The following is a 10,591-nucleotide window of genomic DNA, read 5'->3' as shown; positions in this document are numbered from 1 at the left end:
GCGGCCAGCTCATCATACGAAGGACGGACACCTTCTCCCACAACAAGATCATCCCACAGTCACGCTCAAGTCCCGGAAATGGCCTGAACAGTTACCTTGAATGACTCATTTCAAGACACCGGCCGCCGCTCGGGCGCGTGCCTCCGGCCCCCGGGTTCCACGCTACCCGGCGGTACCGACAGTTCCGGGCGGCTCCGGCAGGTCCATCGAAGCCAGCCGGGCCGGGTCGGCCACCGCCGCGATCCCCGAGATGAACCCGTCCGTCACCGTGAACGCCACCACCGACAGCGGCGACCCGTCCGGACGCCAGGCCACCACGCCCGGCAATCCGCCGACCAGCACCGCGCGTCCGCCGCCGGCCGCGCCGAACCGTGCTCCCGCCGCCACGTTCGTCGCTCCCAGGACCACCACCACGCCGTCCGGGGTGTCCACCGTCAGGCGGACGTCGGGGTCGAGCACGCGCAGCAATCCCTCGAAGTCGCCGTCGCGGGCCGCCGTCAGGAACGCGTCCACCACCTCTCGCTGCTCCCGACCCGCGGAAGGTGGCGGGGTAGGCGTCCGGACCTTCCGGCGGGCGCGGCTCGCGAGCATCTTGGTCGCGCCGGGGGTCTTGCCGAGAATGCGGCCGATCTCCTCGAACGGCACCGCGAACAGGTCGTGCAGCACGAACGCCAGCCGCTCGCCCGGGCCCAGCGACTCCAGGACGACCAGCAGCGCGAGCCCGATCGAATCCGCGAGCGCGACGCCGGCCTCGGGGCCCTCGTCCACCGCCACCACGATCTCGTCGTACGGCGCCTCGGGACGCGACCGGCGCGAACGCAGGACGTCGAGGCTGATCCGGCCGACCACCGTCGTCAGCCAGCCGGCGAGGTTGTCGATGGTCGCCGCGTCCTGGCGCGACAGCCGCAGCCAGGCCTCCTGGACCACGTCCTCGGCGTCGGCGTGCGAGCCGAGCACCCGGTGGGCCACCGCGCACAGCCGGTCGCGCTGCTCTTCGAAGGCCTCGGTCAGCGTGTCGGGCATGTCGTTACCTTCCTCCGTTCCGCTCCGTCGTGGGGATGACGGGCCCGGAGGGGCACAGGTAACAGACGGAGGACCGATGGAAGCGCGGTTGAAGGACTCGGGGAACCCCGAGGTGTTCGGAGCGATCCAGCAGATCATCAAGGCGGTGCACGCCGGGGGCGCCGACCCGCGGGTGCTGGAGCTGGTCCACCTGCGGGCCAGCCAGATCAACGGCTGCAGCCCGTGCGTCTTCGGTGGAGTCCAGTCCGCGAAGAGGCACGGCGAGACCGAAGAGCGGCTGCACAACGTCGTCGCGTGGCAGGAGACGCCGTTCTACACCGAGCCGGAGCGGGCGGCGCTCGCGTTGACGGAGGCCGCGACCCGGCTCCAAGACGGCGGGCCGGGGGTGACGGACGACATCTGGGAGGCGGCGGCGAAGCACTTCGACGAGAAGCAGCTGTCGGCGATCACCTTGAACATCGCGCTCACCAACTTCTTCAACCGGATCAACCGCACCACGCGGCAGCAGGCCGGAGCGACCTGGTAAAGCCGTGAAGGCCTCCTTACCGGCCATAAACGCCGGTAAGGAGGCCTTCACGGACTTCAGGCCGGGGTGATGATGTACGCGATGCCGCCGGGGCCGCTCGCGACGGTGCCGTCGGCGCGGTACCGCTTGGTCCGCTGCCAGATCTTCTCGAACTGGTCGCGCTGGTAGACGTTCCGGACGCGGTCGTTGCTGCTCGACGCCGGGTCGTTCGCGATCACGTCGCCGTCCTTCGTGAAGCCGACGACCACCATGATGTGCCCGGCCGTGCCGTACCCGGCGCCGTCGAGCTCCTCGGACAGGAACGACTGCGACGTGATCACCGGGATGCCGCGGGCGATGTAGGTCTCCAGCTCGTTCAGCGAGTGCAGCCGGGTGATGTGCCCGCGCAGCCCGCGCGACGCCGCGTATGCCGTGTTGAACGGCCAGTTGCCGGTGCCGTCGTAGGCGTGGTCGTAGGTGTAGCGCGCCGCGAACGCCACCGAGGGGTCGACGTAGTCCGCCGGGATCCAGGACATCTCCGCCGCCGACGGCTTCTTGCCCCAGTACTCGGCCACCATCTCGGTCGACGTCGGGCTGCACCAGGCTTCGCCGCCCCCGCCGTACTGCGGGAACTGTCCCTTGTGGAGGTTCTGCGCGTAGGCCGGCACCTTCAGCTCGATCCCGGTCGCGCGGCCCGGCTTCGTCGCCTGCACGTCGAAGCGGTCCGGCACCGCGGACGTCATCGCGCCCAGCGACGTCACCGACGGCGTCGCGTGCGAGCCCTTTTCCCGGTAGAGGCTGATCCGCAGGTTGTACGACTTCAGCGTCACGCCGGTCTTCATGACCAGCGTGTCGACGTCCACCGCGGCGTTCGCGTCGTCCTGGCCGTCGACGCTGGTGCGCAGGATGTCGGCGTCGCCGCTGGCCCAGCGGCCCATCACGTACCACGCGGTTTCGACGCCCGCCGACGTCCGGCCCCGCGCCTCGACCTGCAGCCAGGTCTTCGCCGGCGTCTGCGCGTTCCAGGACGCGACCAGCTGCGTCGCGCCGAAGCCCTGGCGGTAGGACGGCGACGTCCACTGGCCGTACTCGTACGTCTTCGTCGTGCCGAGCTCCGGCTCGGTGTGCTCGACCGTGCCGGCCGGACGCGTGATGCGCAGGCCGTCACGGGTCAGCGCGAGGCCGTCGAAGTCGCCGTCGTGGAAGCGGCCGCCGTTCCACTCGTGGTAGTCGATCGCTTCGTCTTCGCCGGGTCTGGCGGGCGTGGCCTCGGCGACTTGCGCGGTTACGGCAGTCAACACGATCACTGACAATAAGGTGAACAACTTGCGTACGCGCATCCCGGCTCCCTGATAGACCCACCCAGTAGCCAGGGATTTTCGCCGCTCGGGCCAGGTATGTAAACAGGTACCTACAGGACGGCCTGCGTCTGTGTCACTTTCGCGACCAACTTGCCGTCGTCGTCGTGGATCTCGGTCTCCACCACGACGAACTTGCGGCCGGCGTGCAGTGGTCTGGACGACGCAACGGCGTAGCCCGAACGCACGGCGCGCAGGAAGTTCGTCTTCGATTCGACGGTCGTCGTGCCCTGCGCGTCCTCGGGGAGGTTGAGGAACGCGCACACGGCGCCGGTCGAGTCGGCCAGCGCCATGAGCGCGCCGCCGTGCAGCGCGCCGCCGAGCGTGCAGAGGCTCTCGTCCCACTTCAGCCGGCTGCGGACGAGCGCCGGGCCGTGCTCCAGCACCTCGACGCCGAGGCGTTCGGAGAACGGCATGGAACGGTGGAAGAGCTGGGTGCCCTCGGGGTCGGTCATGCCCCGCAGCCTGCCCGAAGACCGGCCGCGGGGCGATTACCTCGCGCGTAACGCGCTCAGCTCAGCGGGTTGACGAGCAGCAGTTCCGTGTTGTGGTCCGTGGCGTCCCCGACGCGGCCGAGGTCGACGTGGATGTCGTTGTAGGACAGCTCGCGGTACAGCGACGCAAGCGCTTGCGGCGTCCGGGCGTCGTAGTCGGCGGCGTACGGTGCCTCGGCCTCGATCAAGGTCGTGAACAGCGACAACGTGCCGTCCGCGTTGTCCGCGACCTCGACGATCCGGGCGTGCTGCGGGAAGTCGACGTGCGACGCCGTGTTGATCTCCCAGAAGCCCTGCTGCGGCGTGTTCCCGGCGTGCGGGGTGATCTTGTTGAGGTGCGTGTGGCCGTTGACCCATGCCAGCACGTTCGGGAACCGCTTGAGCAGCGCGACGAACGCGTTGCCGTCCAGGCGCGGGTCGAGCAGGTGCCGCGAGTCCGGCAACACGTTGCCCATCGAACCGCTGGTGTGGTGGCTGAACAGGAGGAACAGCTCGTCGGTGACGGCGTGGGTGGCCTTGCGGCCGAAGAAGTCGTAGTACGTCGAGCTGTTGCGCTTCAGCGTCGCCTCGACCCAGTTGTACTGCGCGAGGCCGATCGAGCCGTCGGCGAACCCGGCGTCGGTCGTCGTGTCGAGGCTGATCCCGGTGATGCCCGGCGCGATCCGGAACGTGTAGTAGACGTTCTTGCCGTCGGCGTTGGCGCTGGAGAAGCCGTGGCCGACGGGACCGGGTCCGGTGTTGGCCGAGTCGAGGTGCGCGCGGACGAACTCGCCCGTGTCGAACGGGCGGCGCCGCGCGTCCGGCGTGACCTCGCGGATGGTGCCCGAGCCACCGAACAGCTCGGCGATCGGCACACTCGAGCCGGGCTTCTTGATGGCGTCGGCGAGCTTCTTCGCGGTGGCCTCGTCCTTGCCGATGACCTTGTACTTCCCGGTGTACCAGGCGTCGATGCCGGGGATCTGCGCCGGCAGCGAGCCGACGATGCTGTCGTCGTGGTTGCCGAAGGTGCAGAACCACGGGACGTCGAGGCCGGGCGCGGTGAACGTCTTGATGCCCGCTTCGAGCAGGCCGGGCAGCTGCGGGAAGCCCTTGGCGGAGTAGTCGTCGCCCACGCCCGCGATGGACGGGTTCCAGAACTCCTTGTTGCCGGAGCTCTGGACGCCTTCGTAGGCGCTCGTGGCGCCGGAGTTCGGCGTGACGCTGCCGCCGTTGAGGACCTTGAGGAACCAGTCGAGCTCGATCAGCTCGTGGTTGTCGGTGTTGTCGCCGGTGGTGACCATGAGGTCGAACGGCCGTCCGGTGAACGGCCCCTGCCGCACGCTGTTGACGCGCTCGACGAGCGCGGAGGTCGCGACGGTCCCGAGCGCTTCCTGCGGCCGGTGCGCGGAGCCGATGAAGGGGTGCAGGTACTCGAAGCGCGCGGGGCTCTCGGTGTCGGTGATGTGCAGGTCGGTGAACTGCACGAACGCGCTGAGGGCGCGGCGCCGGTCGTCGCGGCCGGTCTGCGGGGTGGCGAGGTCGCTGCGGACGACCAGCGGCCAGCCGGGGCCCGCGCTGAGCCGGCTGTAGGTCGCGGTGCCTCCGCCGGTGGCGACCTGTTCGAGGGTCGTGCCGGTGGTGGTGATCGAGCGGGTGCTCGTGAGCCGCAGCGCGCGGTCGAGGGCGTTCGCGGTCGGCGTGCACAGCAGGAGCCCGAGACCGGCGGCGCCCGCGGTGGCGAAGGTGCGCCGGGTGAGTTCGGCCATGGTTGTTCGCTCCCCAGTTTCTCGGTTGCCCAGCACCGTGCCGGACGCCGATGTCCGGGCGGTGAACGTGACGTTTCGAGCCACCTTGTCACAGGTGTCGGGGTGGGGTGTACCGCCGAAGGTCGTGGTCAATTCCGCCGGGGAGCGGGCCGGCTCAGCAGGCGATGCCGCACGCGGTTCCGGCCGCCGCGAACAGGCCGAAGAAGAACAGCATCACGATCAGCGCCGGGATCACCGCGATGATGCCGCACACCAGGCCCGCGATGCCCATGCCCTTGCCCGTGTAGCCCGGCCGGCCGGCCTGGACCATCCCGCCCCACGAGAGGCCGATCGCCAGGAAGCCGAGGAGCAGGTCGACGAACGGGACCCAGAACAGGACCAGGGCGACGATGCCGACGACCATGCCCGCCACCGCCATCCCGCTGGTGTTCAGCGGCTGGTAGGCCGGGTAGGGCTGGGCGCCGTAGACCGGCTGGGGACCGTACGCCGGGTACGGCTGCGACGCGTAAGGCTGCACCGGGTACTGCGGCCCCGAAGGCGGGTACGCCGGGTTGGCCGGCTGCTGATCCGGCTGGTAAGGGTCGTAACTGGTCACAGCGCACCCACTTCTGTCCGTCCACAGCGGAAGTCGCCCGGCCGGCCTCGCACGTTACTCAGCCCGTCAGGCCCGACTCCGTCACCCCGCGCACAAGGTACCGCTGCAGGAACGCGAACAGCAGCACAATCGGCAGGATCGACACCGCCGCCGCCAGGAACAGCAGGTCGAGCTGCGGGTTCTGCGCCGTCAGCAACCCCGACAACGCCACCTGGACGGTCCACGAACCGGGGGACTGCGCGATGATCAACGGCCACAGGAACGCGTTCCAGCTGCCGATCACCGTGATCACCGCGATCGCCGCGAAGAAGCCCTTCGAGTTGGGCACCACGATCCGCCAGAACACGCCCCAGCGGGACAGCCCGTCCATCCGGCCGGCCTCCTCCAGCTCGCGCGGGAAGTCCAGGAAGTACTGCCGGAACAGGAACACGCTGAACGCGCTGAACAGCCCGGGGATCACGAGCCCGCGGAAGTCCGAGAGCCAGCCGAGCGTCGAGACCACCACGAAGCTCGGCACGAACGTCACCGACGTCGGGATCATCAGCGTCGCCAGCACCGCGTAGAAGACCGCGCGTGAGTGCCGGTACGGGATCCGCGCCAGGCCGTAGCCCGCCAGCGAGCAGATCACCAGCAGACCGGTCGTCTGCAGCACCGCCACGATCGCCGAGTTCAGCAGGCTGCGCGCGAAGGGGACGTCGTCGAGGGAGAACAACCGCGAGAAGTTCTCCCAGTGCACAGTGGACGGAAGGAACGTCCAATGTGGAGCGGTGATATCGGCCCGCGACGCCAGCCCGTTGCGCACCAGCAGGTAGAACGGCAGCAGGAACAGGGCCGCCGCGACGATCAACGCCGTCCACCGGAAGAAGGCCTTCACGACACCCTCCCGAAGCGGAAGACGCGGCCCTGCAGCAGCGTCACCAGCGCGATGATCAACGCCAGGATCACCGCGCCCGCGCTGCCGCGGCCGAGGTCCTGGCCACCCGAGCCCAGCGACGTGTAGTACAGGTACACCAGCGGTGGCCGGGCGAACGGCGGGTAGCCACGGGAGTCGCCCATGATGTTGTAGAACTCGTCGAACGCCTGGTACGCGTTGATCAGGTTCAGCAGGAGCACCGCGACCGCCGTCGCGCGCAGCTGCGGCAGCGTGATGTAGCGGAACACCTGCCAGCCGGGTTTCGCGCCGTCGAGCCACGCCGCCTCGTACAGCTGACCCGGGATCCGCTGCAGCGCCGCGATGAACAGGATCATGTAGAACCCGAGCTGCAGCCACAGCCGCGCCGTCACCAGCACGATCCAGTACAGCGGCGGGTCGACCGTCCCGGTCCAGGCCACCGGATCGGCCCCGAACAGCGCGAGCACCGAGTTCGCCAGTCCGTACCGGACCCCCGAGAACAGCGACGTCTTCCAGATCAGCGACGCCACGACGTACGAGCACGCGAACGGCAGGAAGAACACCGACCGGAAGAACGCCCGTGCGAACTCGAGCCGGTTGACGCCGAGCGCGAGCGCCAGCGAAAGGACGAACGTCAGCGGCACGATGAACACCACGAACACGCTGAACGTCCCCAGGCTCGACAGGAACGGCTCGTCGGTGAGCATGTGCCCGTAGTTGTCCAGCCCGACGAACTCCGTCGGCGTGACGGTGTTGCGCGCGTCGAAGAAGGACAGGTACGCGCTCCAGCCGATCGGCAGGTACGCGAAGACCGCGAGCCCCAGCAGGAACGGTCCGACGAACAGCCAGAACGTACGCGCGTCTCGCCGCTTCATCCCCTGTGTCATCCAAAAAGGCGCTTGAGCTCGGCCTTCGCCACCTCGACCGCGGTCTTGGTCTGCGCGACCGGGTCCGCCCCCTCCTTCGCGATCTTCGCGACCGCGTCGGACAACGCCGTGTTCGCCTGCTGCGTCCACACCGGCCCGCCGACCAGGTGGCTGTTCTCCTTGACGAACCGGGCGGCGTCGGCGGCCGGGCCCGACTTGAGGCTGTCCGCGCGGTCGGCGAGGCTCTGACGCGCCGGGACGTGGAAGCCGAACTTCGTCGCGAACTCCAGCTGGTCGTCGGTCTTGTCGATCCACAGCCACTTCACGAACGCCTTGGCCTCGGCGACGTGCGCGCTCTTGGCGTTGACCATCGCGCCGTACGCGCCGACCGGCACCGACGGCGCGCCGGTGCCGTCCAGCCGCGGGAACGGCAGCACGCCGAAGTCGTCGTCGAAGGCCTGGCGGATCTTCGGCACGTTCCACAGCCCGGTCCACTGCATCGCCGCGAGCCCGTCGATGAACGCGCCCGGGTCCGACCAGTCGGCGGGCGCGCCGAGCAGCAGGGAACCGTTGGTGTTGAGGGTGTGCAGCTTGGCCAGCGCGGTCGCCGCGCGCGGGTCGTCGAAGCCGACCTCGCGGTTGCCGTTCTTCAGGTAGTCGAGGCCGGCCGACCACAGCAGCGGCCCGGTGAGCACGCCGACACCGCCGTCATTGCCCGCGAAGAAGCCCTTGACGCCGTCTTTCGAGAGCTTGGCGGCCGCGTCGATCAGCTCGTCGACCGTCTGCGGCGGCTGCACGCCGGCGGCCTGCAGCAGGCTCTTGCGGTAGAAGAGCACCTGCGTGTCGGTGGCCTGCGGGATGCCGTAGACCTTGCCCTCGACGGTCTGCGCGGCGAGCACGGCCGGGCTGAAGTCGCCCTTGACCGGCGCGATGACGTCGTCGAGCGAGACCACCTGGTTCTGCCGGACCCAGTCGATCTTGACCTGCGCCTCGAAGACGTCCGGCACCTTGCTGTTCTGCAGCGCGGTGACGATCTTCGAGTCGTAGTCGCCCGGGTTCCACTGGACGTCGACGGTCGCGCCGGGGTAGGTCGCGGCGTACCGCTTGACCGCTTGCTGGACGCCGTCCTCGCCGTAGGCGTGGTACCACTGCTGGAGCGTGACCTTCGGCGCGTCCGACGGCGGCGGGCCCGCCGAGTACGCCGTCGACGGCGGCGCGGTGCCCTGCCGCCCGGTGTTCGACCCGCACGCCGTCGCCAGCGCGCCCATCCCCGCGAGCGCGAGGAAACTCCGCCTGTTCCGCTGCATCCCCAGAACCCCTCCGTGAAGTCCGTGAAGGCCACCTTGAGGAAGATAGAGTTCCTCAAGGTGGCCTTCACGAACATGAAGACTCGCCGGAGATTTACCCGTTAGAGCTGTGCGATGTCGAGCTTTCCCTCGGAGTAGGACGCGCGGATCCGCTTCTTGTCGAACTTGCCGACGCTCGTCTTGGGCACTTCGTCCACGAACGTCCAGTTCTCCGGCAGCTGCCACTTCGCGACCTTGTCGCTGAGGAACTCGCGCAGCTCTTCAGGTGTCGCGGTCTGGCCCTCCTTGAGCACGACGGCGACCAGCGGCCGCTCGTCCCACTTCTCGTCGGGGATGCCGACGACCGCGGCCTCCGCCACCGCCGGGTGGCCCATGACCTGGTTCTCCAGGTCGACCGAGGAGATCCACTCGCCGCCGGACTTGATGACGTCCTTGGCGCGGTCGGTCAGGGTGAGGTAGCCGTCCGCGCTGATCTTGCCGACGTCGCCGGTGCGCAGCCAGCCGTCGTGGAACTTGTCGGGGTCCGGGGAATCGGCACTGTCCGAACCTCCGTAGTACCTCCCGGCGATCCACGGGCCCTGGACCTCGAGCTCGCCGACGGCCTCGTTGTCCCACGGCAGCTCTTCGCCGGAGTCACCGATCAGCCGGGCCCGCACGGACGCCGGGAAGCGGCCCTGCGTGTAGCGGTAGCGCCAGGCCTCGTCACCGGTCGCGGACGCCGGCGGCCGCGCGACGCTGCCCAGCGGCGACGTCTCGGTCATGCCCCAGGCGTGCAGGATCCGGACGTGGTGCCGCTCCTCGAAGGCGTTCATCAGCGACGGCGGCACCGCCGACCCGCCGACGACGACCTCACGCAGGTGGGAGATGTCCTGCGGGTTCGCTTCGAGGTGGGCGAGCAGGCCCTGCCAGACGGTCGGGACGGCGCCGGCGAACGTCGGCTTCTCGGCGGCCAGCATCGCCGCGATCGGCGCCGGCTGGAGGAACCGGTCCGGCATCAGCAGCGACGCGCCGACCATCAGCGACGCGTACGGCAGGCCCCACGCCATCGCGTGGAACATCGGCACGATGGACAGGGCCTTGTCGCTCTGCGCGAGGTTCATGCTGTCGCTCATGCAGACCTGCATCGAGTGCAGCCAGATCGACCGGTGTGAATAGGCGACGCCCTTGGGGTCACCCGTCGTACCCGAGGTGTAACACATCGCGGCGGCGGAGCGCTCGTCGACGTCCGGCCAGTCGAAGGTGTCCGGCTGGGCGGCCAGCAGCGCGTCGTAGGCGTGCACCTCGACGCCGGCTGGAGCCTCCAGGGCCGCGGCGTCGCCGTTGGCCACGATGACGTGCCGGACCGTCTTGAACTCCGGCAGCTGCTTCGCCAGCAGCGGGACGAGCGTGCCGTCGACGATGACGACCTGGTCCTCGGCGTGGTTGGCGACGAACACGAGCTGCTCGGGGAACAGCCGGATGTTCAGGGTGTGCAGCACGGCGCCCATCGCCGGGACGGCCAGGTAGGCGGCCAGGTGCTCGGCGTTGTTCCACATGAACGTGCCGACGCGCTGGTCGCCCGTCACGCCGAGGCTCCGGAGCGCGTTCGCGAGGCGGGCGGCGTTGCGGCCGAGGTCGCCGTAGGTCTCGCGACGGGCTTCTGAACCGGTCCAGGTGATGACTTCGCTCGCCGAGTGCACCGACGTGCCGTGGCGGAGCAGGTTCGCCAGCGACAGCCGGCCGTCCTGCATGGTGCTCAACATGGTCGCTCCCGGGGGTCGTTCGCCGGTGGACTGGGGTTGCGCCGACTCTAGTGCGGATCGGGTG

At 69.3% G+C, this 10,591-nt stretch carries 10 protein-coding genes; 1 reads left to right on the top strand and 9 read right to left on the bottom strand.

What is annotated here, in order from left to right:
- Positions 1–162: 162 nt before the first annotated feature.
- Positions 163–1,023 carry a sigma-70 family RNA polymerase sigma factor gene (locus AB0N03_RS13995; RefSeq protein ID WP_364370328.1) on the bottom strand — a complete coding sequence of 287 codons (861 nt, stop codon included), beginning with the start codon at positions 1,021–1,023 and terminating at the stop codon, positions 163–165.
- A 76-nt stretch (positions 1,024–1,099) separates the two neighbouring features.
- Between AB0N03_RS13995 and AB0N03_RS13990 the strand changes: the two genes are divergently transcribed.
- On the top strand, positions 1,100–1,549 hold the full coding sequence (locus AB0N03_RS13990) for a carboxymuconolactone decarboxylase family protein (protein WP_364370325.1): 450 nt from the start codon (positions 1,100–1,102) through the stop codon (positions 1,547–1,549).
- Positions 1,550–1,605: 56 nt separating this feature from the next.
- On the opposite strand, the gene AB0N03_RS13985 is transcribed toward AB0N03_RS13990, so the two are convergent.
- The 8 genes from AB0N03_RS13985 to AB0N03_RS13950 all read right to left on the bottom strand — a co-directional run bounded on the left by AB0N03_RS13985 (position 1,606) and on the right by AB0N03_RS13950 (position 10,527).
- A complete protein-coding gene (locus AB0N03_RS13985) occupies positions 1,606–2,868 on the bottom strand; it encodes a peptidase C39 family protein (protein ID WP_364370322.1) in 1,263 nt (420 codons plus the stop codon).
- Positions 2,869–2,939: 71 nt separating this feature from the next.
- Positions 2,940–3,341, bottom strand: a complete 402-nt coding sequence (locus AB0N03_RS13980; protein WP_364370319.1) for a PaaI family thioesterase — start codon at positions 3,339–3,341, stop codon at positions 2,940–2,942.
- 56 nt (positions 3,342–3,397) lie between these two features.
- Positions 3,398–5,125, bottom strand: coding sequence for a TIGR03767 family metallophosphoesterase (locus tag AB0N03_RS13975; protein WP_364370316.1), 1,728 nt, complete (start codon positions 5,123–5,125; stop codon positions 3,398–3,400).
- Between the two features lie 154 nt (positions 5,126–5,279).
- Positions 5,280–5,720, bottom strand: coding sequence for a DUF4190 domain-containing protein (locus AB0N03_RS13970; RefSeq protein WP_364370313.1), 441 nt, complete (start codon positions 5,718–5,720; stop codon positions 5,280–5,282).
- Positions 5,721–5,778: 58 nt separating this feature from the next.
- Entirely contained in the window at positions 5,779–6,594 is an 816-nt protein-coding gene (locus tag AB0N03_RS13965; protein ID WP_364370310.1) for a carbohydrate ABC transporter permease, read from the bottom strand.
- Positions 6,591–7,487 carry a sugar ABC transporter permease gene (locus AB0N03_RS13960; protein WP_364370307.1) on the bottom strand — a complete coding sequence of 299 codons (897 nt, stop codon included), beginning with the start codon at positions 7,485–7,487 and terminating at the stop codon, positions 6,591–6,593. The genes AB0N03_RS13965 and AB0N03_RS13960 overlap by 4 nt, the downstream gene beginning before the upstream one ends.
- An 8-nt stretch (positions 7,488–7,495) precedes the next feature.
- Positions 7,496–8,785: a sugar ABC transporter substrate-binding protein gene (locus AB0N03_RS13955; protein ID WP_364370304.1), complete on the bottom strand. Its 1,290-nt coding sequence runs from the start codon at positions 8,783–8,785 to the stop codon at positions 7,496–7,498.
- A gap of 101 nt (positions 8,786–8,886) precedes the next feature.
- The gene (locus AB0N03_RS13950; protein ID WP_364370301.1) at positions 8,887–10,527 is read right to left on the bottom strand and encodes a long-chain fatty acid--CoA ligase; all 1,641 of its coding nucleotides are present in this window, start codon (positions 10,525–10,527) and stop codon (positions 8,887–8,889) included.
- Positions 10,528–10,591 lie beyond the last annotated feature (64 nt).

This window comes from Amycolatopsis sp. NPDC051061, assembly GCF_040682935.1.
In the GTDB taxonomy this organism is placed as follows: domain Bacteria; phylum Actinomycetota; class Actinomycetes; order Mycobacteriales; family Pseudonocardiaceae; genus Amycolatopsis.
Note: the sequence above shows the minus strand (reverse complement) of the source record. Positions and strands in the feature narration are given on the sequence as shown.